The organism is Paenibacillus liaoningensis (assembly GCF_059609455.1).
Genome location: NZ_JCAALU010000001.1, coordinates 487,404 through 509,645 on the forward strand (window position 1 = coordinate 487,404; position 22,242 = coordinate 509,645).

19 protein-coding genes and 1 pseudogene are annotated in these 22,242 nt (G+C 46.0%); 14 read left to right on the forward strand and 6 right to left on the reverse strand.

The features are described from left to right. Positions 1 to 26 precede the first annotated feature (26 nt). Entirely contained in the window at positions 27 to 422 is a 396-nt protein-coding gene (locus tag AC6B99_RS02005; protein WP_496662620.1) for a hypothetical protein, read from the reverse strand. A 306-nt stretch (positions 423 to 728) separates the two neighbouring features. On the opposite strand from AC6B99_RS02005, the gene AC6B99_RS02010 reads away from it, so the two are divergent. From AC6B99_RS02010 to AC6B99_RS02035, 6 genes are all read left to right on the forward strand, one after another. After that, positions 729 to 1,889, forward strand: coding sequence for a leucine-rich repeat domain-containing protein (locus tag AC6B99_RS02010; protein WP_496662621.1), 1,161 nt, complete (start codon positions 729 to 731; stop codon positions 1,887 to 1,889). 162 nt (positions 1,890 to 2,051) lie between these two features. Next, on the forward strand, positions 2,052 to 3,608 hold the full coding sequence (locus tag AC6B99_RS02015; protein WP_496662622.1) for a glycosyltransferase family 39 protein: 1,557 nt from the start codon (positions 2,052 to 2,054) through the stop codon (positions 3,606 to 3,608). Between the two features lie 30 nt (positions 3,609 to 3,638). Beyond that, on the forward strand, positions 3,639 to 3,806 hold the full coding sequence (locus tag AC6B99_RS02020) for a hypothetical protein (protein ID WP_496662623.1): 168 nt from the start codon (positions 3,639 to 3,641) through the stop codon (positions 3,804 to 3,806). Positions 3,807 to 3,926: 120 nt separating this feature from the next. Further along, complete coding sequence (locus AC6B99_RS02025; RefSeq protein WP_496662624.1) at positions 3,927 to 4,211, forward strand: hypothetical protein; 285 nt, start codon at positions 3,927 to 3,929, stop codon at positions 4,209 to 4,211. A 229-nt stretch (positions 4,212 to 4,440) separates the two neighbouring features. Further along, positions 4,441 to 8,958 (forward strand): Ig-like domain-containing protein, encoded by a 4,518-nt coding sequence (locus AC6B99_RS02030; RefSeq protein WP_496662625.1) that lies wholly within the window; start codon positions 4,441 to 4,443, stop codon positions 8,956 to 8,958. Between the two features lie 28 nt (positions 8,959 to 8,986). Then, complete coding sequence (locus AC6B99_RS02035) at positions 8,987 to 9,514, forward strand: amino acid permease (protein WP_496662693.1); 528 nt, start codon at positions 8,987 to 8,989, stop codon at positions 9,512 to 9,514. A 73-nt stretch (positions 9,515 to 9,587) separates the two neighbouring features. Here the strand turns inward: AC6B99_RS02035 and AC6B99_RS02040 are convergent, their stop codons facing one another. The 3 genes from AC6B99_RS02040 to AC6B99_RS02050 form a co-directional block, all read right to left on the reverse strand. Beyond that, on the reverse strand, positions 9,588 to 11,654 hold the full coding sequence (locus AC6B99_RS02040) for a serine hydrolase domain-containing protein (RefSeq protein WP_496662626.1): 2,067 nt from the start codon (positions 11,652 to 11,654) through the stop codon (positions 9,588 to 9,590). 141 nt (positions 11,655 to 11,795) lie between these two features. Further along, entirely contained in the window at positions 11,796 to 13,079 is a 1,284-nt protein-coding gene (locus tag AC6B99_RS02045) for an ATP-binding protein (RefSeq protein ID WP_056034601.1), read from the reverse strand. Next, positions 13,069 to 13,821 (reverse strand): LytR/AlgR family response regulator transcription factor, encoded by a 753-nt coding sequence (locus tag AC6B99_RS02050; protein ID WP_056034603.1) that lies wholly within the window; start codon positions 13,819 to 13,821, stop codon positions 13,069 to 13,071. The genes AC6B99_RS02045 and AC6B99_RS02050 overlap by 11 nt, the downstream gene beginning before the upstream one ends. A 304-nt stretch (positions 13,822 to 14,125) precedes the next feature. Between AC6B99_RS02050 and AC6B99_RS02055 the strand changes: the two genes are divergently transcribed. The 6 genes from AC6B99_RS02055 (at position 14,126) to AC6B99_RS02080 (ending at position 20,419) form a co-directional block, all read left to right on the forward strand. Further along, positions 14,126 to 14,830 (forward strand): response regulator transcription factor, encoded by a 705-nt coding sequence (locus AC6B99_RS02055; RefSeq protein ID WP_099516986.1) that lies wholly within the window; start codon positions 14,126 to 14,128, stop codon positions 14,828 to 14,830. Further along, positions 14,827 to 16,188, forward strand: coding sequence for a sensor histidine kinase (locus tag AC6B99_RS02060; protein ID WP_235533133.1), 1,362 nt, complete (start codon positions 14,827 to 14,829; stop codon positions 16,186 to 16,188). Before AC6B99_RS02055 ends, AC6B99_RS02060 begins: the two co-directional genes overlap by 4 nt. Before the next feature lie 192 nt (positions 16,189 to 16,380). Next, on the forward strand, positions 16,381 to 17,445 hold the full coding sequence (vanG, locus tag AC6B99_RS02065; protein WP_056034608.1) for a D-alanine--D-serine ligase VanG: 1,065 nt from the start codon (positions 16,381 to 16,383) through the stop codon (positions 17,443 to 17,445). A gap of 146 nt (positions 17,446 to 17,591) precedes the next feature. After that, a complete protein-coding gene (locus tag AC6B99_RS02070; RefSeq protein WP_496662627.1) occupies positions 17,592 to 18,332 on the forward strand; it encodes a D-alanyl-D-alanine carboxypeptidase family protein in 741 nt (246 codons plus the stop codon). Further along, positions 18,325 to 19,572 (forward strand): serine racemase VanT catalytic subunit, encoded by a 1,248-nt coding sequence (vanT, locus tag AC6B99_RS02075; protein WP_496662628.1) that lies wholly within the window; start codon positions 18,325 to 18,327, stop codon positions 19,570 to 19,572. Before AC6B99_RS02070 ends, vanT begins: the two co-directional genes overlap by 8 nt. 118 nt (positions 19,573 to 19,690) lie before the next feature. After that, positions 19,691 to 20,419: an ATP-grasp domain-containing protein gene (locus AC6B99_RS02080; RefSeq protein ID WP_494880081.1), complete on the forward strand. Its 729-nt coding sequence runs from the start codon at positions 19,691 to 19,693 to the stop codon at positions 20,417 to 20,419. Between the two features lie 262 nt (positions 20,420 to 20,681). Here the strand turns inward: AC6B99_RS02080 and AC6B99_RS02085 are convergent, their stop codons facing one another. Further along, positions 20,682 to 20,831 carry a hypothetical protein gene (locus tag AC6B99_RS02085; protein WP_155973115.1) on the reverse strand — a complete coding sequence of 50 codons (150 nt, stop codon included), beginning with the start codon at positions 20,829 to 20,831 and terminating at the stop codon, positions 20,682 to 20,684. Between the two features lie 325 nt (positions 20,832 to 21,156). Between AC6B99_RS02085 and AC6B99_RS02090 the strand changes: the two genes are divergently transcribed. Further along, positions 21,157 to 21,339: a DUF3934 family protein gene (locus AC6B99_RS02090; protein ID WP_046231511.1), complete on the forward strand. Its 183-nt coding sequence runs from the start codon at positions 21,157 to 21,159 to the stop codon at positions 21,337 to 21,339. 330 nt (positions 21,340 to 21,669) lie between these two features. Further along, the gene (locus AC6B99_RS02095) at positions 21,670 to 21,960 is read left to right on the forward strand and encodes a hypothetical protein (RefSeq protein WP_046231510.1); all 291 of its coding nucleotides are present in this window, start codon (positions 21,670 to 21,672) and stop codon (positions 21,958 to 21,960) included. Positions 21,961 to 22,053: 93 nt separating this feature from the next. Here the strand turns inward: AC6B99_RS02095 and AC6B99_RS02100 are convergent. After that, positions 22,054 to 22,215: pseudogene (locus AC6B99_RS02100) on the reverse strand (SUMF1/EgtB/PvdO family nonheme iron enzyme); the annotation flags it as partial. Positions 22,216 to 22,242 lie beyond the last annotated feature (27 nt).

The window sequence follows — 22,242 nt, forward strand, 5'->3', positions numbered from 1 at the left end:
AAAAAATGGATGGTTAACTTATGCGATTAATTGAAAGTAATGGAGTAAGATACGGAAGGTAAAGGAGTCGTTGATCCTGGAACGCGCTCTACTACTGTAGTCAAAGTGCCAGGGCTGTAGTAGGCCGCACCGCCATTGTAATTTGTGCTGTTTACGACGTATGTGCCAAGGTCCAATGTTGTATTGTTGTAGGTCCAGTAGTAATGCAGTTGAATGGCATTTGCTGCCGATGCTGTTACCTTAACGCTTGTACCAGACGTTTTAGCATTAGAAAGAAAATAGGCAGAGGTTTGCCCAGCTGTGAGCGTATCGGAATAGGTCATTCCATAGGCTACGGCATTAGCACTGGCCGATGCCGTCATGCTGAACATAAGAGACATTGCCAAAACAAGTACGAATAATTTTGCGCTTCGTTTTTTCATAAATGGTCCACCCTCTCAAAATGGATTATTTTAAAGCTTAAGTTAGATACAAACTAAACCTTTCGAAGCGGTCCGCATCATTCCCTTCTCACTAAATGTTAGCGCTAACATTTCTAGCCATTCCAATATATCTCATTAAAATACCGTTGTAAATGGTAGAGAAGAAGGAGCAAATGACGGGTTTTGTCGAGTTTTGGGAATGGAAATATCCAAATTTATGCTATGATAGATTTAGTCTGTCTATTGGAGTTTTGGCAGCCACTAATCGACTACATTCATTAGGATTTTGCCTCAAGGAGGAGCGCTATGAATATTACAGAAGATTTTATAGATGAACGATTCAAAACATATATTTTAGAAAATTATTGTGAAAATCGCGAATGGATTCAGACGAGCGATGTGGAGCAAATCGTATCGCTGCAGCTCGCAAGCCAAACATATTCAAGTCTGAAGGGCATTGAACATTTTACGTCTCTTGAAGAGCTGGATTGCTCATACAATAACCTGATGGAGCTAGATATCAGCAGCAATCTAAATCTGAGAAAGCTTAACTGCAACAAAAATGAGATTCATGCCTTGAATTTGACGAGCAATAGGAAGCTGGAAGTTCTGGATTGCGGGTTCAACCGAATTCGGGAGCTGGATATTAGCCGCAACGCCATGCTCGTCAAGCTGGACTGTTATTGGAATATCCTCTCGGAATTGCAAATCAATCAGAACACGAAGCTAGAGGAGCTAAACTGCGGCTACAATGCCCTTTTTAATATAAATTTGGATCAAAATATACAGCTTTCACGCCTTGATTGCGGAAACAATTATTTAATAAGCTTGAACGTAAAGGACTGTCCGAGCCTGCTTGAAATTCGCTGCAACAACAATCATCTTACGGAATTGGATGTAACCCACAATCCAGCGCTGCAAAGCTTAAGATGCTTTAATAATCATATTAAAGACTTGGATATTAGCCATAATGCGCTTTTAGCCGAGCTTTATTGCTCGGAAAATAAAATCTCGAAGCTGGATACGAGCCATAATCCAAAGCTTGCGCGGCTGGATTATTCGAGCAATCTCATTGTCGAGCCCGATCACACGATCAAAGGAGTTGGAACCTTCGTATACGACGTCTCACTTACATCCTATTCCTCCACGCTTCTATATAAGGAGAAAGAGCTTGCCATAAGTGTGGCTGTCGCCACCAAAGCGGACATGAAACGGCTGTCGCCCATTATAAAAAAAGCGTGGGAGCATTTAGAGGAGCTATGTGATAGCACGCTGGGTTTGATTGCCGGCATGCATCCTGATGAGGATGTGAATGAGCTCGTTTTGTCCGGGCTGGAGTTTGCCGGAGACCGCACTTTTCGTTTAGGCTACGATGCTGGCGACAGTCCAGCGGGGCAGCTATACATTTACGCGGCTTTTAATCATAAGCTTGAAATGGAAAGCGAGCTCATCTATGAAGTTTATTAATAACGATTATTCGAATTCGAAACACAAATCAAATTCCATACACCTGCCAAACAAGACGCCCCGGGAGCTTGCCCCTGGAGCGTCTTTATTTTGTCTATTCATGAGATTTTCAGATTAGGGACTTATAATGCTTCTATATTCATGCTGTAAAGGAGGTTGTCCATGGTTAAGGGCATTCAAAAAATATTGTATGTGATGCTTGCTTGTTTTATCGGACTTTTTATCGCGTCGTCGTTTTTTGTGAGGGCGGAATATCATTTTTACGAATACGGCGATACGCCACACTTGGGAAAGCAGCAGCTGGTTTTATTTATTTTGATCATCGGGACAGTCCTCGCCTTAAGCATCTTTCTATACAAGCTTTGCTTGAAGCTGAACAATTACAGCTGGAAAATCGTTATTCCTGCCACGCTGCTGCTTTCGTGTGCGCTCCAAATCGCGATCATTTTCCTGTTTCCCCGCCTGCCTACGGATGATTCCGAGACGGTGCTTTCTCTGGCGATGAATATGCTGTATCAAAAGGATTATTCCACCTTTCAGACCGGCGGATATCTGTATATGTTTCCGTTTAACTTTTCCATCGTCCTATACTTAAAAACACTGCTGCAGCTATTTCCAGATAATTATTTGGTCATCAAAATCTTTAACATTATGTTTACGCTCGTTACTACACTAATGATTTACTTGCTCTATAGAGAGCTGAATAGCAAGTCCAAGGAAAATGACTACGGCGTTCTAGTGTTTGGCGCGACCTATATTCCGGCACTGTTTATGAGCAATTTTATTTATAACGATGTAATCGCTACCGCTTTTCTGACCAGCGCCTTATATTTCTCGGTGAGGTTTATCCGAACAAAATCGCTTAAGACGATCATCCTCGCGGCCATTTTGCTGGCCATTGGCAACTATTTCAGAAGCATCGGCGTCATTTTTCTGATCGCTGTGCTGCTGAGCCTTATTTTCAACATAAGGAAAATCGGAGTGAAGAAGGCTATCGCCTCGCTGATCCTAATGGCGGCGCTGTTTAATGTTCCGGCCTGGACGCAAAATGCGGTATTGCAAGGGGCGAATGTCGTAGATGAATCGGTCAACGAAAATTCTGCGCCAATCTACATGTGGCTGAATATGGGCATTAACAAAAACACATTTGGGTTTTGGGATAGCCGGCAAAGCTACAATATTTATCAAAGAGACGCGGGCTATAATAAGGCGGACAGTGTAGAGCTGTTTAAGGAGTCGATTAGCAATAAGCTCTCCGAGGCGAGTATAGGCGATTTAACAGAAATGTATTTTAAAAAGATCGTTTGGACGTGGACGGAAGGAACGTACCAGATGGAGCGGTACGGCATGGGCAACGATGGCTCGTCCGATACAGGAGGGAGAAGGAGCTTTAATCTGGAGCGCTACAGCTATACGACATGGGCGACGGACTTGTTTAAAGCTGATTCAAATTATAGAACGGTGCTGCTTTGGATGCTGTATGTGATGAGCTTTCTAATGTATGTCGGGATTTTCATCCGATTGCTTGGTGGAATTAAAAGCAAGCGATTCGAAGAAACCTCTTTAATTCTCGTCATTTTAGGATTCATCGGGTTTTATTTGTTATGGGAAATCAAGTCCCGATATATCTACCCCGTGTATCCATTGCTGATTGTGTTATCCTACATGGGTTTTAAAGATTTTTATGAGTATGGGTGGAAAAAATATTTCCTCCGATAACGATTATACGCTGGAAGAGGTGAGCTAAAGATGCGCAGTACAAGATATGGCTTTGCTTTAATTATCGTTATGCTCAGCTGCTCCTTGGTGCTTGCCTCATGCGAGGCCATTACCGCTCAAGCGATAACCCAATCGGACGCAGGCTCAAGGGGAAATGGCGGGCTGGATATGAACAGAGGGCCGGGCAGTAGACGATGAGTAGATTGAAGTTAGAGTAGAGACAAAATTTGAGATAACGTATGATAAAGAAAGAGAGAAGGGGTGAATACGATGAAAACGTTGGACGGTCTCTAGCTTCCCAGAAGGAGGTTAGAGCGTTTGAGCAGAAGTTATAAAAAATCACCCGTCAATAGCGATCATACGACTCCAGAAACGCGTTGGGCAAAACGCCAAGCTGCTAAAGCTGTACGTCGTTATGCAGGTTGTATGAGTAATGGTAAATGGTACAGAAAAGTTTATTGTTCTTGGAACATAAGCGATTACAAATTTTATCAAACAAGAAAACAAGCAATTAGGGAATGGGAAAAAAATGAACGATACCAGTCGAAATTTTCACTCGTAGAAATTATTTACGATTGGGAAAAGTTCTATAGAAGAAAATAATGGGGGAGATTTGGCCTGGGAAGCGCCAATAATAAAATATCCCCCATTAAACAAAAACCGCGAAAGCCTAGTGCTCCGCGGTTTTTCGCATTTTATCCCTAAATTCTTTTATTATTCTTTTATTGGATCTTAGTATAATTATATGGATACGCTAAGGCGTCGCTATTAAGATGCTGATTTCTTGGCGCGTTCATTAACAAACAGAAAAAAGCAATCGGGAGGCCATAAAATGGATAAAAGAGTATGGAACAGAGCGGCGGTTATGCTTATCGTCATCAGTATGCTCTCAGGCATGCTGCTGACGACGGGGATGCCCCAAGTCGTGTATGCGGCCGAAGATACGGTGAATTTCTCAGGGGGAGACGGCACGCTTGCGAATCCCTATAAAGTGTCAAGCGCGGCGGAATTAAGCAACGTCAATATTCCGGGAGCAGGAGCTTATTTTCAGCAGACAGGGGATATTCACTTGACTGGAAATTGGACGCCGCTCGGGGCCTTTCGCGGTATTTATGACGGCAATGGTTTTGGCATTTATAATCTGAATATGAATTCAGCAGATATCTTTGTGGGCTTGTTTTCAGAATTAAGTAGCGGGGCTTTACTGAAAAATATGACGCTGGCCGATTTCAATATTACGGCTACAGGAAATAATGCGCATGTCGGAGGTTTGGTCGGCTACACCGCATCGAGTGCAACCGTTACTGATAGCAAGGCAAGCGGTCTCCTTTCTTTCACCGATCCTACCTCGGTAGGGGGTCTGGTTGGTAATAACGCAGGGACGATCATCAATAGCTCAAGCAACAGCGTCATTACTAGTGGCGCTGATATCTTTAGTGCGGGCGGCCTGGTCGGTGTGAATGCTGGATCAATCATGGGCAGCAGCGCCAGCGGCTCTGTAAATGCAAATCATCTTCAGGCTTATGCTGGCGGTCTCGTTGGCATGAACGCGGGAACCGTTAGCGATAGCGAAAGCAGCAGTACGGTAACGACGGGAGATGCATCTTCAGCAGGCGGTCTGATTGGCTCCAATACATCAAGCGGAACCATTAATAACAGCTTCGGTTCCGGTAATGCCAGCGGCAAAAATAGCTCGGTTGCCGGGGGGTTAGTCGGCAGAAATGCAGGCAATATCAACGGCAGCTACAGTACAGGCAATACAGACACCGATACAGATGGAATGGCTGGAGGTTTGGTTGGCTATAAGTCAGGTGGATCGATTAACAATAGCTACAGCACAGGAAGTGCCAGCGGCGATAACTCGGTCTTTGTAGGCGGACTCGTTGGGATGAATATGGGAGATGTCAGCAACAGCTATAGCGCGGGTATTGCAAGTGGCGGGAGGGATGCCACTGGCGGTCTGATTGGCTACAATCCTAGCGGCAATGTTACAAACAGTTATTACTATAATTTAAGTGCTGCTACATCGGCCGGAGGCTCAGCTAAAAATGACGGAGAGCTTATGCAGCAGGCGACCTACTCCGCTTGGGACTTCAACAATATATGGAGAGTAGTGGAAGGGTACACTTATCCTTCTCTCCAGTGGCAGTCTTATACGCCGAAAGAATCCACAGCTTTGGATTATGTGAATTTAACCTGGGATTTGATTAAGGGAACCAATAGCTCGGAAAATAATGTGACAGCGGATCTAAATCTTCCGACAAATGGCGCCGCGGGTTCAACTATTCTATGGAGCGCATCGGCGAGCGGACTCATTAATCCGGGCACAGGCCAAGTGACAAGGGCAACCGATGATGATCATGCCGTTACTTTGACAGCTACAATCAGCAAATCGGGAGGGCAAACCCGGATAAAGTCCTTCAACTTGACCGTTATAGAGGCGCCTAACAATAAGCCTAATCGCAAGGCGGATGTAAATGCGGCGGACACTGCCAAAGTAGCGCTAAACACGCCTTATACGCTTGATCTCTCGACGATCTTTGAAGATGTGGACAGCGACCCGCTAAGCTATAACGTAGCGGTGAACGGCGCAGCAGCGGTAGCAGCAAGCGCAGCCTACTCCTACACGCCAAATACGGCAGGTCCAGTAACGCTTGTTTTCACGGCAAGTGATGGCGAAGATATTTCGGACGATACGTATACGATGGAGTTGGCGGTGAATCAAGCGCCTGTTCGACAGGCGGCTGTAGCTGCAGCGACAACTGCGACTGTATCATTAAATGCAGCGTATACGCTTGATCTAGCCGCTATTTTTGAAGATGCAGACGCGGATACATTAACCTACGACGTATCCATAGATGGCGCTGCGGCAGTAACAGCAGCAGAGAATTATACGTATACGCCGGCAGCGGCAGGTCAAATTACGCTCGTTTTTACCGCTAATGATGGCATGAGCGATTCATCGGACACGTATACGGTAGAGCTGACGGTGAACACGCTGCCTGTCCGCCAGCCGGATAAGGATGCGACAGTCGAAGCGACGGTGACAGTAAATGCGCCGTTTACGCTCGATCTTGCCACTATTTTTGCAGATGCCGACGGAAATGGATTGACGTACAAGGTATCGGTGGATGGTTCGGCGGCGGTAGCAGCGGCTGAAAATTACACGTACACGCCGACAACAGCAGGCCAAGTAACGCTTCTTTTTACAGCGAACGATGGAACGAACGATTCGGTGGACACCTACACGGTGAAGCTCACGGCTAATACGGTGCCTGTCCGCCAAGCAGATGTAGCTGCAACGACAGCAGCCATTGTGACGGTGAATACGCCGTATACACTTAATCTTGCCAGCATTTTTGAGGATGCGGATGGTGATGGCTTGACGTACAAGGTGTCGGTGGATGGTGCGGCGGCAGTAGCTGCGTCAGAGAATTACATGTATACGCCGACAGCGGGAGGCGAATACACGCTTGTTTTTACGGCGAACGACGGAGTGATAGATTCTGTAGATACCTATACGGTGGAGCTTACAGCTAATACGATGCCAGTACGTCAGTCGAGCGTTGGAGCGACGTCTAATGCCGTTATAACGCTGAACGAGTCCTATACGCTCGATCTAGCTGCTATTTTTGAAGATGCAGACGGCGATGGAATAACGTACAAGGTATCCATAGATGGAGCAGCCGCTGTTGCTGCAACGGAAAATTATATGTACACGCCGACAAAAGCAGGCCAAGTAACGCTTCTCTTTACAGCGAACGATGGAACAATCGATTCGGTGGACACCTATACGGTAGAGCTGACGGTCAACACGGTGCCTGTCCGCCAAGCAGATGTGGATGCGACAGCAACCGCAATTGTGACAGTGAATACGCCATATACACTTGATCTTGCTAACATTTTTGAAGATGCAGATGGCGATGGCTTGACGTACAAGGTGTCGGTGGATGGTACGGCGGCAGTAGCGGCAACCGAGAATTACACGTACACGCCAACATTGGCAGGGACTGTGACGCTGGTCTTCACAGCCAACGATGGATTTACAGATTCAGCGGACACTTATACCGTGACACTGACGGTAAACCAACCAAGCAATGGTAGTGGCGGTAATAGTGGCAATGGTAACGGTGGAGGAAGCGGGAACGGTGGAGGCAGTACGGTGCCACCGGCATACTCTGTAACCGTTACAGGAAGCGGGGGAACGACGCTTCCAACACTGCCGGTCAAGGTTGATACAGCAGCAGGGCGCGCAGTCATTTCCATTGGCGAGCTGGCGAAACAGATATTCACCGGCAGCGAGACGACGGTTATGACTGTGCCCAATATCCCTGCTATACAATCTTACACGCTCGAAGTGCCAGCAGATTCACTGTCCATGGCGCAAGCCGCTGGTGAACTCATTTTCATAACTCGTGTAGGCAGTATAGCCATTCCAGCTAACATGCTGCATGGCATGGCAGAAACGAATGGGAAAATCGCAAGCCTTACGATCGGCGTTGGCGATAAGAAAGGATTGTCCGCTAAAGGGGCTGAAGCGATTGGCGACCGCCCGCTAATTGAGCTTACATTGGCGCTGAATGGCGTAACGACGCCGTGGAACAATCCAGCTGCGCCAGTTAAAATCACGATCCCTTACGCACCAACGGCTGAAGAATTGAAAAATCCAGAGCATATCGTCATTTGGTATATGGATGGCAGTGGCGACGCCATCGCTGTTCCAAGCGGACGCTATGATGCGGTGAGCGGAACGGTAACCTTTGAAACGTCGCATTTTAGCTCCTACGCAGTGGCCTATGTTCACAAAACCTTTGCAGACTTAGGCAAAGTGGAATGGGCTAGGCACTCAATTGAGGTGATGGCCTCCAAGGGGATCATTGGCGGCACATCGGCTGAGACCTATATGCCGGCCGCCAACATCACTCGGGCCGATTACCTAGTTCTGCTGGTGAAGACGTTAGGGCTGACAACCGAGTTTAAAGAAAACTTCGCTGATGCAGATTCGGACGCCTACTATTATGAAGCGCTGGGCATTGCCAAGCAGCTAGGCTTAGCAACAGGATCAGGCAGCAATGAATTCCATCCACAGGATAGCATCTCGCGGCAGGATATGATCGTACTGACGGCCCGGGCGTTGGAGAAGTTCAGAGGGCTGGAAGCTGAAGCAGATGTCTCCGTGCTGGAGCCTTATAGCGACAGAGAGGATATAGCTGCCTATGCGGAATCAAGCCTCACGCTTCTTGTGGAAGAAGGTTTAATCTCCGGTTCTGGACGTAAGCTTAATCCCGGGGCGCTAACAACCCGCGCGGAAGCAGCGGTATTCCTTTACCGGATTTATAACCAATACTAATCGGCTTTGAACTCCATATAAGTGCTTTATCTCCATCCAAACAGTCCGATCACAAGTGACGGGCAGTCCGTTTGTATTGACCTTTGCGAAGGTAGGGATTGTCGCCGCTGCGGGTATTATCAACTTTGTCGTTCTTACAGCGGCTATGTCGGGATGCAACAGCGGGATTTATAGTGCGGGACGAATGCTATATACGTTGTCTCAAAACGGTCAGGCGCCTAAATTTCTCGGCAAAGTGTCCAAGGGCGGAACTCCTCGAAACAGCATTGTTATGACCATCTGCTTGCTGTTGATCGGTGTATTGTTGAACTATTTAATGCCAGATTCCAAAATGTTTTTGTATATTTACAGTGCAAGTGTTCTTCCGGGAATGGTACCGTGGTTTGCGCTGGCATTCAGCCAGTTTAAATTCAGAAAGCGCTGGAAAAATGACATGCATGACCATACGTTCAAATCGAAGTGGTTTCCGGTTATCGTCATTGTGGGCTATTATGTGTTTGGGATAGGAAAGCGGAAAAGCATGGAGGAAATAGAAAGAAGCGACAATCGTAAATAGAATACGCTGTTTAATGGATGAAAATCCCCTCTTAGAGCATGCGAAATGCCATTCTAAGAGGGGATTTATTTTTTTATTGCTTCTTCAAATCAATTTTAAAGGAATCCCCGGCTTTACCACCGAAAACGATGAGTCCGTCTTTTGGCAGCGTCACCGATTTTTCAAGACTGGCGATCGAGAAGTTGACGATCATTCCTGCTGCATCATACACGGCAAAGCCGCTGCCTGCTGGCACATCCACAGTCATCTTTTTATTCGCTGACTTCTTGTCAATTTTATACCATACGGCATGACCGCTGGGTGGGATCGTGCTAACCGACAATTTTCCACTGAAAAGAGGCGCGATCGCATCTTCACGGATAAAGGAGGAGCCGTCGATCATCAAATATTCTTTATTTTTCACCGAATAGAAATTCAGGTCAAAGGCATCTCTTCCGTCCGTAACCGGAATTTCAACAGCATTGACTGCTGTATTTTCATCTACAATTTTAGTGCCTGATGCGTATCCATACTCGGTATTCACAGCTATCTTCTTCACGAAATAGGGCTGCAACAAATAAAAAATAGAAGTGATTTTTTCATTCAAAGGGTAGTAGCTTTTGCCGTTTCTAGTTTCCCAAGCCTGTTTCGTTGCTGGTGTTAAAGGATTAGGGTCCAGCTTCTGATAGCTGTAAACGACCATGAGCGTTTGGCCGATTCCCGGGAAATCCAAATAGGAGCTAAGCTTTAAATACGTTTTGCCATTGCTTTGCTCATCAAAGCTTAGCGTTATGCTGCCCTCTTTGTTTTTGAATTGTCCATTGCCTGTGTATACGTATTTTTGTTCAGGTATAATTCCTCCCATTAAAGCGGGTAAAGCAAGCTCTCCGTCCTCAATCGCAATATCCAACGTTGATCCCACTGTACCGTAAAATCCGGAATACGCAAGTAGATCTGCCGGCATGTCGACTTTCACGGAAGGCTCGAACGTTTTACCCTGCTGAATGTCTGGAATAATGTCCTCTGCCTTTAAATATTCTAGCAAAACATTGGTTGCAAAAACGCTGTTGTAAAGGGAGCTTCCTCCCGAGGAAAGCACGGCGATGGAAATGTTGTGCTCAGGCAGCGCAATCAGGGCAGCGTGATACATCATCGTATCTCCGCCTTTAGAGAGGGCTGTTATTCCATAATCATCAAACGGTGCCAAGCTGACGGCATCCCAGCCAAGACCATAGTTAAAGGTATTGGACTCATCCGAAACCCAGATGCCTTTTTTATACTCATGGCTTTGCATCGCTTCAGCAGATTGTGCGGATAAAATATCAGGATAATTGCCGATTAATACGTCAGCGAATTTACTTAATTCCTCTGCCGTTGAGTAAATGCCTCCTGTCCCAATGACATTGGCGTTTTCGACGGGCATAGCCTGATTCATCGTCGGAAAATACGTTTTAGCCAGTCGAGTCCGATCAAAGGAGTCGAGTGGTGTTTTCGTAGCGCTTAAATTCAGAGGCTTGGCTATACGCTGCGCAATGAATTCGGTATAGCTTAAACCGCTCACTCGTTCAACCAACTGCTCAAGCAGCTGGAAACCGTCATTGCTATATACCGAATATTCGCCGGGAGCTGATTTTAACCGTTCGGATTGCAAGCGGAGCAATAATTTATCATGATTGCTTGTATCATTGTCACCAAACAGCATGCTGCTTTCATAGTGGGAGCCGTAAAGTCCTGCTGAATGATTCATGAGCATGCGCGGCGTTATTTGCTTATAGCGCTCATCGGCCATTTTAAAATCCTTGATATACGTCGTCAGCGGCTTATCGATATCGATTTGCTTAGCATCAGCGAGCATCATCGCTGCCGCTGTAACGTACATTTTGCTTACCGAGCCTATTCCGAGCATCGTGTCCTTCGTAATGGGCGCCTTGGTCGCTTTATCATCTACCCCCGCGCTATCCGATAGGGCAACGGCCCCCTCATCCATAATCGCATATTGCAGCCCGCTGACACCGTAATTGGACACAATCTCCGAGGCGAGCAGCTCTGCCTTTTCCTTAACCGTATCCAGAGCCGCTCCCTTATTCGCCTGAGCAAACGTCTGGGTTACGGGGATAATGAACAGCGCAGCAGCCATTAATCCAGCAATCATTTTTTTCATTTTTAAAATCCTCCTCTTAAGTCCATTGCCAAATTTTACTTCCTGCATGTATCTTACTAGGAGGGAGAGGCATATGGAGCAAATGACCCTGAAACGAAAAAAACAATCCCTAAACAACAAGATTGTTTAAGGATTGTTCGTTCAAAAGGGCAGCATGACCATATTTTGAAAACGTTTCGGCTTCGTCTCGATCGTCATATGACCACCATATTTGTCGCATATTCTAGCAATGTTGGTTAAGCCAATGCCATGGTACTCTGGGTTCGGCTTCTGGCTGTTCAACGAGGCGGCCTCTGTTTCCATATGATTAAGGATATGGATGAACAGTGCCGATTCATTGGCATGGATGTGAATGAGAATGGAGCGATCCTCAGCGATTCGCACCTGTTTAGAAGCTTCGATGGCATTATCCAGCATATTTCCTAGGACGACACATAGGTCATACCGGTCAATGGCAACTTCCTGGGCGTTCAGGTTAAGCTTCGTATCGATTCGTATGCCATTCGCCTGGCCAATCGTAAGCGTATTCGTAACAAGCGCATCAATAACGAGATTCCCCGTATTCACCCTCTGATAGGCGCCTTCGACTTTGTTTAACGTTGTCTTAATATGCTCCATCGCTGCCGCCAGCTCATTTCGTTTAATACATTCCTCGATGTACAAAAACTGCTGGTTCGTATCATGAATGATCCTCTTAATCGATTTGAAGCTATGAACGGTTTTCTCGTAATTGGCATCCTGATAGTCCATCTGCTGCTGCAATTGGGCATTCTCATGCATAAATTGAAATTTTTCAATAATCATATCAAAAATATAAATGATCATCACATTGATGAAAAGAAATCCGATGACCGATATGAAATAGTGAATGTTCTTTTCGCTATAGCTTGTCAGCACATTAAGCTGGTACAGGCTGATTGCAGGGATAATCATGATGAGCAAATAGTAACGGTAATGCAAAGAGAAGCTTCGGTGTTTGGCAATTAGCCGGATCATTTGAATGACTGCAAACATGATGACGCAGGTGAGCAAAGTAGCCTTCGTATAAGCGAGCTGATCCTGAGCATTAATCGAATTAAAGTTGCTGAAGTCAACGGAATCCAGTTTATAAAAAATATAAAGCGAGATGAGATTAACGATGGACATTAGCACGCCATAAAGGATCGTGAAAATGATTTTGGCTTTTAACTCGACCTTATAAGACTGAGCCAAACTAAATATGACAAGCAGCGCAAAAATCGAGGATACAACAGGAGAGATATAAAAAAGTAAATACAGACAATTGAGCACGATAAAAACAATAAAATAAAGGAATCGATAAGGCTTTCTAGTTGGCTTGCCAAAAACCGAATTGAAGAAAAAAGAAATCTGGACGCCCATCACAAGAGCAATGCTAAATACAATAAACAGGTTGTCATGACTCATTTTCATTGACCCTCATGATCATAAATTTGGTATAAAAATCCTTCACTTCTTTAATTTTTGAACGGCCGATCGGCAGCTCCAGGCCACTAGACATGAGAACGACCCCGCTCGCAAACTTCTTCACATGGAGCAGATTAATAATAATGGATCGATGAATTTGCAAGAAGTTGCTGTCCTTCAAGGCTGAAGCATAATCGGCAAGAATGCCTTTGCTTTCATAGGTTCCATGTGAGGTTATAAAATTCAGCTTGCTCTTTACGCTTAAGCTTTTGGCTGCCTCGATGCCAATGATGTCATCATATTTTAAAACAACCTCTTCATAAGCCGACTTGATGACCAGAAACTTTTTGTGAAGCGCTTGAAAGTATTGGCATAGCTTCATTATTTTTTCCTCAAGGATCGCAGGGGCTACCGGCTTTAATAAATATTGAAAGGTCATGACGTCAAAGCTTTCGACCATATATTCCGGGTAGCTTGTCAGGAAGACAATTTGCTCATCGAGGCGATGGAGCCCTCTAATTTTTCGAGCGGTTTGAATCCCGTTTAGCCCGCCCATTTCAACATCCAATATTAAAATGTGGAAAGGCGCTTCTTCCCGCTCGTAATGAGAGAGAAGCTGTTCTCCCGAGCTGAATAATTCGATTTCAAAATCGATATTGGACTTGATCGACAAAGCAATCAGCATGCTTCTAACGAGCTCTCTTTGCTTTTCCTCATCCTCACAAATTGCTACTCGATACATAAAAGGATACCTCCCTCAGTTCCACTTGCGTCATTGTACGACGGTATCTAAATATCATACAATTATTTGGCGATGAAAAAACAGCTTTTGGGTAAAATGCATATTTGAATCCCTCAAATGACGTAAATAGGTAATAGTCGTAAAAATGGGACAGCATATAAGAGCGGTATCCGCTCATCGTTAAGAAAATGTTAAACCATTCATAAGTATTGAGGCCCTTGTTGTTAAACTGTTTCCTTCATAATGCAGGGAGGGTAAACTGTAGGGGACGAGGCAAGGGGCTTGGGAGGAAAGGGGTCACACAATGGCTGCTGCAACAATATTAATGGTCGATGATGAGAAGGAAATATTGAAACTGATTGAGATTTATTTGCTGAATGAAGGCTATCAGCTGCTGCAGGCGTCGAACGGATTAGAGGCGCTTGAGCTGCTGAGTAAACATAGCGTTGATCTGATCATACTTGATGTGATGATGCCGAAGATGGACGGACTGGAAGCCTGCATGAAAATTCGCGAGGATCACAATATCCCGATTATTATGCTGTCAGCGAAGACGCAGGATATCGATAAAATTACGGGTCTTAGCATCGGTGCTGACGAATATGTGTCCAAGCCGTTCAGTCCGCTTGTGCTCGTTGCGCGTATTAAGTCGCATTTGCGCCGTTATAATCGGATGAGTATTCAGAAGTCGGAGCCGAGCAGCGACCAGCAAATTGTAATTGATGATCTTGTCATTAATATTGATGCCCATACCGTTACCGCCGACGGGCAAGAGGTAAAGCTGACGCCGCGTGAATTCGCCGTACTGGAGCTGCTTGCTATTAATCGGGGCATTGTTTTGAGTACGGAGCGAATTTACGAGGTAGCCTGGAATGAGCCTTTCATGGAATCGAAAAATACGGTCATGGTGCATATTCGTAAAATTCGCGAGAAAATCGAAAAGGACCCGCAGCATCCGAAGTTTATTAAAACGGTATGGGGCATCGGCTACAAAATGGAGGCGCTATGAACAGTGAGCAAATGAGACGCCTTATATTTGCTACGCTGGGAAGCTTCGCGATTACGATAATTGGCTTGTTTGTCGCCTATGGGCTGTCAGCCAATGTGCTCATGAATTTTCGGCCATTCCGGGAAACCGTAAGAGGGCTGCAAAATATTGTAGGGACCTTACCGCTTGTCATATTTGCGGCTTTGCTTTTGTTTAGCCTCTGTTTAATCTTCTTCTACAGTCGGGAGACGAATGCGGCAAAGGCTGGTTATCGCGGAAGCCTTGCAGCATTTGGAACGGGAAGCTGGCTGTTTCGAACGATTCGCTGGAAGCTCGTATTCGGGTTTTTAATAAGCCTAGTCATCAGCTTTATTTTATTTATGCTGCTTTATTTTGCAGTCGTATTGCTTGTAGAAATAGCGCCGCTAGGCGAGCTCATACGCGGCATTATTGAAACGATAGGGCGTTTGCCGCTTATTATCGCCACCTGCTTTTTTCTCTTCCTGGTCGTATTTTTCCTAATCAGCAATCAAACGATTCATTATTTAAGGGAAATTACCTTCGGCCTCCAGCAAATTGCTAATGGCAATCTGAACTACGAGATCGCGGTAAAATCCTCGGATGAATTGGGCGAGGTCGCATATAACATCAATCAAATGGGCCACAAGCTGAACATGTTGATTGAGGAGGAGCGTAAGGCGGAGAAGACGAAAAATGATTTGATCACTGGTGTTTCTCATGATTTGCGCACACCTTTGACTTCGGTTCTCGGCTTTCTGGAGCTGATCGAACAGGATCGCTATAAAGATGAGGTCGAGCTTCGGTATTACATTGGCATTGCCTATGAAAAGTCATTAAGCTTGAAAAAATTAATTGATGATTTATTCGAATTTACGCGGGTCAATAACGGCATGCCTTTGGAAAAGCTCGAATTGGATTTGAACGGTTTTATCCAGCAGCTGTTAGAGGAGTTCGTGCCGAATTTGGAAGCGGCAGGAATGAAGGGGCGTGTCTTTCCAGACGCTGCTCCGCTCAAAATTAAGGCCGATGGCGACCGGCTGGTCAGAGCCTTTGAAAATTTGGTCATGAATGCAATTCAATACGGGCAGGAAGGCGGCTATGTCGATGTCCGTTTGCGGCGGGAGCAGGGCTATGCTGTAGTGGAGGTCGTCAATTATGGCGAGTCGATTCCCGAAAAATATTTGCCTTATTTATTTGAACGCTTCTATCGCGGAGACCAATCCCGGTCACAGCAGACGGGCGGGACGGGACTTGGGCTCTCGATTGCGAAGAGCATTGTGGAGCTGCATGATGGAACGATTGCGGTAAAAAGCAGGCGGGGCGAGACGATATTTGAAACGCGCTTTCCTTTATATTAATAACGAAAACACAATGACCTTGTATACGAGGAATTGTGTTTTTTGTTTTTGCTAAACAAATGTTAAGAAGTGTTAAGAAATGTTAAGAAATGATAAGCAAATGTTTCGATTCTACTAAGCTTACGGTTATAGGCTCATAAGAGAAGCCCGCTATGCTAGATTCATACATCTGATAGGGGGATGAAGGAGAACATGAATAAAATACGAGTGGGCGTATTGTTCGGCGGTTGTTCTACGGAATATAAAGTGTCGTTATCCTCAGCAGCCGCTGTTCTGGAGCATTTAAATCGAGATAAATATGATGTCGTCATGATCGGTATTACGAGAGACGGACGCTGGTATAGATATAACGGGGACCTAACAGACATTCGGGAGGATCGCTGGAGCAGCCAGTCTGCCCAGTGCGTCCCGGCTGTTCTATCTCCGAGCAAAGAAACGAGAGGACTCATTGAGCTTGTGCATACGGAATTTCACATCACAACGTTAGATGTCGTATTCCCGGTTTTGCATGGTAAAAATGGCGAGGATGGCACCGTGCAGGGGCTGCTTGAGCTGTCGGGCCTGCCATTCGTAGGCTGCGGCACATTATCCTCTGCCATTTGCATGGATAAAGCGGTGGCCAAAAATGTAGTCCAAGCTGCCGGACTGGAGGTACCGCCATCGATTACCGTCCTGGCTGGCGATTCCATTGCCAAAGCAGTGGGGGCAGCGGCGAAGCTGGGCTTCCCGCTTTATGTGAAGCCTTCCAGATCCGGTTCCTCCATCGGGATAACGAAAGCTTACACAGAGCAAGAGCTGATAAGCGGCATTGAGGAAGCTTTTGCCCATGACGGAAAAGTTGTAATCGAGCAGCATGTGAATGGCTTTGAAGTGGGCTGCGCTATACTTGGCGATGCCTCGCAGCCCATAATCGGTGAAATCGATGAAATTGCGCTGACGGGCGAGTTTTTTGACCATGTAGAAAAATATTCGCTAGGCACAGCAGCCATTCATCTGCCTGCCCACATCGATAAGGATACGGCGGATAAAGTGAAAGCTATGGCACTGCGGATTTATAGCGTGCTGGGGTGCAGCGGTCTAGCAAGGGTTGATTTATTTTATGCGAGCGATGGGCGGCTCTTATTTAATGAAGTCAACACGCTTCCCGGATTCACGGCGCACAGCAGGTATCCGAATATGATGAAGCATGCAGGCATTGACTTTCCTGAGCTGCTGGACCGTCTCATCGAGCTGGAGACAGCAAAGGCGGCATTATGATGGAAGCTATAAGCATAAGCCGCAAGCCCAGCGGGAGGAAGCATGAAAGGCAGCATGAAAGGCAGAGAGAAAGTCAGCTTGATAGGCAGCAAGAAAGCCGTATACAGGTGAACCGAGAAGACGTGCATAAAGGCTGCTTAATTCTAGTGAATCAGGAAAATCCGGTCAAACAAATTGTGCCCAGCCTCCGGTCATTGCCGGCAAGTATACTTAAGGCCAGCCATGTGCAGGAGCAGCGGATTATGCTTGATAAAATGTGCATCCAGCCATTGTCCGCGCTCTTGGAGGCGTGCCAGGCGGCGGACGATATTGCCGCAGTAAGCGGCTATCGTTCCAGAGAAGCGCAAGCCAAAATATATGCGGCTTCGCTAGAGGAAAATGGAGCGGCTTTCACATCGAGATATGTGGCCATTCCGGGGGCAAGCGAGCACCAGACGGGGCTTGCTGTAGATGTGGGGCTGTGCATGGGCGATATCGATTATATTTGTCCGACGTTTCCCGATGATGGCGCGAGCGGCAGGTTCAAAGCGCTTGCGGCAGAGTACGGTTTTATCCAAAGATATGAGGAAAGCAAGGAAGCCATTACGGGCATCGCTTGCGAGCCGTGGCATTACCGTTACGTGGGTTATCCGCATTCTATGCTTATGAAGCAGCTGGATTTGTGCTTGGAGGAGTACACGGCCTATATGAAGAGCTTCTCTTACCACAAGGAGCATCTTTATGTGGAGGGGCGTTCTGCCTTCGCCGAAATTTATTATGTGGAAGCAGAGGAGCAGGTAACAACGGTACCTATTATTAGAGGAGATAGCTATCAACTATCCGGCAATAATCAGGACGGCTTTGTTGTGACAGTATTTCATCAGAAGGGCGATGGGAGCTGTGAGTAAATTTGGCTATGGTGGTATGGACTATTTCAAGCTGGCTGCTGCGACTCGAAAGCCAGCTCTGCATCGAGCATGGACAGAAATCAATCTCGATCATTTAGTGCATAATCTCAGGCAGTTTAAAAAGGTTGCCCAAGCAGGCACTCAAATCATGGCGGTGGTCAAAGCGGACGCATACGGTCATGGCAGCATCCCGATTTCAAGGAAGCTTAATGAAGCGGGCGTTCGCTCCTTCGCTGTTGCAGCAATTGATGAAGGCATAGCCTTGCGCAAAAAAGGGATCAAAGGCGATATCCTCATTTTAGGCTATACGCCGTTGCATCGTCTTCAGGAGCTGCGCCGCTACAAGCTGGTACAGACCGTTATTAATGCGGATGATGCAGAGAGGCTGCAAGCTTTTGGCAAAAAAATAAAGGTGCATATTAAAATCAATACGGGCATGAATCGGCTGGGTGAACATTACAACGACATGGAGCGTATACGGTCGATGTATCAGCATAAAAATTTGCAAGTTATGGGCACATTCAGCCACCTCACGTCTGCGGAAAGCCACCGCAAGGAGGATGTGGATTTTACGAGGCTTCAGTTAGAGCGATTCGACAGCGTGGTCAATCAGCTCCTAGCAGATGGCGTAAATCCGGGCATCACCCATATCCAGAGCAGCTACGGCATTTTAAATTATCCGAATCGAGGTTATGGAATGGTTAGGCCAGGCATCGCCCTGTATGGCATCCTGAGCCAGGATAACGACCGCGTGCATGCTAACGTCGAGCTGCGTCCGGTTTTGTCACTGAAAGCGACCGTTACGTTGGTCAAGAGCATTCATGCAGGCGAGCCCGTCGGATACAATGGCTGCTACACGCCTTCACGAGACAGCAAAATCGCAACGGTATCGATTGGCTATGCCGACGGCATTCCGCGCGAGCTGTCCCAAAAAGGAGGCTGTGTACTCATACATGGCCAGCGGGCTTTAATAGTAGGGAAAATCTGCATGGATCAGTTGATGGTCGATGTGACTTCGATAGCCGGGGTTCAGCAAGGGGATACGGCAACGCTGATCGGACAAGATGGCAAGGAGAGCATAACAGCCGGAGAAATCGCCAAGCGAGTTGGAACGATAACGAATGAAGTGGTTAGCGTACTCAGCAGCAGAGTGGAAAATGTGTATATCTCTAACGCTTTAGGCGTGGAGAGGGCTAAATCATATGCGCAAATAAAGAGAAAGACGAAGCTGCTTTATTAATAATTAATGGACTGTTCACAAGGAGCAGTCTATTTTTTTGTTTTTTCCAAAAAAGGGAATGATATAATCATGATATAGATTTAGTATTCGAGTAGTGCAAGATAGAAAGGTGAATAAGATGAGGGCGTATATTCGGAAAAATAGCGATAATGAAATTGCGAGCCATAATTTTTATGCCGCTTTTGACGGATTCAAGCAAATGGGTTTTGAAATCCATTATTTTGAAACGGTCAGCGAGCTGTCAGGAAATCAAAAAGAAGACATCGTCGTTGGTTATGTGAATGAAGTAAGAAAAGCTCTTTTTAAACATAACATCATAACGCCTGAAATGGATTATCCTGAGGAGCTTGAAGGCTACTTGGGCAGAAAAATATGGACATCTAAATTAAGCGCGATAGCAAACAATCCAGACAGCTGGAACATATTTATAAAGCCAATAGAGGACAAAAAGTTCACTGGCGTCGTTGTTCGCGGGACAAAGGACTTAGTAGGCTGCGGCACATACGGTGAAGATCCTGATATATTATGCTCGGAGGTCGTCCATTTTGTAACGGAATGGAGATGCTTCGTCAGATACGGGGAAATATTAGATATACGCAGGTATAAAGGCGACTGGAGAATGCATTTTGACTATAAAGTCGTTGAAAAGGCGGTTGCACAGTTCACCTCCGCGCCTAAAGGATATGCGATAGATTTTGGCTTAACGGATAAGGGGGAAACCTTGTTAATAGAAGTGAATGATGGATATGCATTAGGGCATTATGGACTATTTTCCGTCGATTATGCGAAGCTTTTGATGGCGAGATGGGCAGAGCTGACCGATACTAGAGATGAATGTGATTTTTAATCCAATAAAGTGCAGGCAACTGAAAAGGAGTGTGCCGAAAATCAGCATCATCTGCTACGTTTCAGGGGGCTCCTTGCACAAAGCTAGAGTTGGCGGACACAGCAGCCGCTATATCAACAGAATCCGGGTTAAGGCACAACTGGCGGACTCAGGAGCCGTTAATGCGTTGCAAAAAGCCATTTTGACGGGAGTATTGGGGCAATAGCGGATTTCCTGTCCCCTTACAGCCTAAAATCGGAGAAAAAGCCAAAATAGCGGATCCTCAGTCCTTGAAAAAATGAGGAAGGTTCCCGAGCGTCCCCAACGGTGCGGTTTCAGCGACGAACGACTGAATATTGCCTGAATCAATAATAAAATTCGTCATCTTTACCAGCGAATCGGCGTTGTTGAAGATGCTTTTTTTGTCCGACATTGGCCCCTGTTACCCTGCTTTCGCCATGAAGAGCTATCATTTATAATCGCTACCTCTGGCAAATCAAGCGTTTCATTGTTATACTGAGTCTGCATCTGTCTATTCCATTGGTTGCACAGCAGGTCTGTCAATTAATGCAGGCGTAGGAGATGCTTTTTCATTTTTTAAAATATAGGAAAGCATATGATTTCGCCATACTTTCTCTATATTTCTCGGAATGAAACGCGCCGCGCCGCCAGAGGACGGCGAGAGCCGTTTCACCTTGGCTGGATTTATGCAGCAAGCAACGGTCTCGATTTTGAGCCAACCATAAAGGAGTGATTTTTTGAGCAAGGCGAAGGGCAAGGGTGGAACAGGCAGAGGAACGGACAAGAAGGGCTGGAATCGGTGGCAGGCTAGTGCCAATAAAGCCAAAAACGCGCCTAAGCCTTATAAAAGCAAAGGGACTAAAAACCAGGATGGAGCCGCTGCTTCAAGTACTCAAAAAGGCGAGAAACCCAGCGTTTAGCCCAAAAATAAAAAACATAAACGTTCTATATATTAACGCATAGCATGAATGATGATATTATAGAAGTAACTGAAATCTTGGTCAGCAAGAAGCAGCGCTTTCCAGAAGGCTTTTTTTGAAAATATAAGACTTTATAAGTTTCACGCTTATAAATGAACTTATATTCCACCTGCGAAACGGAAGCCTTGCCGCCAAAGGATGGCTTCAGCTGTTTACGCTGAGTGTTTAAAAGGTTTTTAAAAAGATCAGACTCCATGTATAGGGATTTTGCATGGGCCTGGAGTCGATCGCACAAATTGAAGGAGTGGTAATCTGAGAAAGCAAAAACCAATGTCATTTGACGACCTGTTGAAGGAACTGCAGGGACAGAAAACAAACCAGGAAGATCCGAACGAGGTATCCTTAAACGAGCTGTTTAACGATGCATTTATGAGCAAGCATTCCAGCAGCAGCAGCTTTGGGCAGTTTTTGGAGAAAGGCAATTTTCAAGCAGAGACGCATGAGGAGATCGACAACATTCCTGATGAGCTGTTTGATCGCCATGTTGCGCGCGAGACCGAGTTTGCAGATTGGAAATCCATGCTCGATACAGCCACGAAGACATATAAAGGCAAAGCTTAGCTTAAGCGGCAACATGAAATAGGCTGTTAATGGATAGATGAGATGAACCCACACGCCATGCTTGGTGAGTTCGTCTCATTAATTTGGCCTATGCTATGGTGCAACAGAGCGGGCAAGGCGAAAGCCAAGGTCGTCTATGCAAAAGGATGGATGACTGCGACGCCTGCACGTAGCCCCACAGCCCCGGGCCTCTTCAGCCCAGCTGCCACCACGGAAAATACGGTACGGACCATATACTTCCGCATCATATAAATCCTCTTCCCTCTATAGATTAATATTTTC

Bases quoted from the DNA above. Each gene is read 5' to 3' on its own strand.
- AC6B99_RS02020 (WP_496662623.1), top strand. From the start codon at position 3,639: ATGCGCAGTACAAGATATGGCTTTGCTTTAATTATCGTTATGCTCAGC.
- AC6B99_RS02040 (WP_496662626.1), bottom strand. From the start codon at position 11,654: ATGAAAAAAATGATTGCTGGATTAATGGCTGCTGCGCTGTTCATTATC.
- AC6B99_RS02080 (WP_494880081.1), top strand. From the start codon at position 19,691: ATGAGGGCGTATATTCGGAAAAATAGCGATAATGAAATTGCGAGCCAT.
- AC6B99_RS02095 (WP_046231510.1), top strand. From the start codon at position 21,670: ATGTCATTTGACGACCTGTTGAAGGAACTGCAGGGACAGAAAACAAAC.
- AC6B99_RS02085 (WP_155973115.1), bottom strand. From the start codon at position 20,831: ATGTCGGACAAAAAAAGCATCTTCAACAACGCCGATTCGCTGGTAAAG.
- vanG (WP_056034608.1), top strand. From the start codon at position 16,381: ATGAATAAAATACGAGTGGGCGTATTGTTCGGCGGTTGTTCTACGGAA.
- AC6B99_RS02015 (WP_496662622.1), top strand. From the start codon at position 2,052: ATGGTTAAGGGCATTCAAAAAATATTGTATGTGATGCTTGCTTGTTTT.
- AC6B99_RS02055 (WP_099516986.1), top strand. From the start codon at position 14,126: ATGGCTGCTGCAACAATATTAATGGTCGATGATGAGAAGGAAATATTG.
- AC6B99_RS02050 (WP_056034603.1), bottom strand. From the start codon at position 13,821: ATGTATCGAGTAGCAATTTGTGAGGATGAGGAAAAGCAAAGAGAGCTC.
- AC6B99_RS02010 (WP_496662621.1), top strand. From the start codon at position 729: ATGAATATTACAGAAGATTTTATAGATGAACGATTCAAAACATATATT.
- AC6B99_RS02030 (WP_496662625.1), top strand. From the start codon at position 4,441: ATGGATAAAAGAGTATGGAACAGAGCGGCGGTTATGCTTATCGTCATC.
- AC6B99_RS02005 (WP_496662620.1), bottom strand. From the start codon at position 422: ATGAAAAAACGAAGCGCAAAATTATTCGTACTTGTTTTGGCAATGTCT.
- AC6B99_RS02045 (WP_056034601.1), bottom strand. From the start codon at position 13,079: ATGAGTCATGACAACCTGTTTATTGTATTTAGCATTGCTCTTGTGATG.
- AC6B99_RS02060 (WP_235533133.1), top strand. From the start codon at position 14,827: ATGAACAGTGAGCAAATGAGACGCCTTATATTTGCTACGCTGGGAAGC.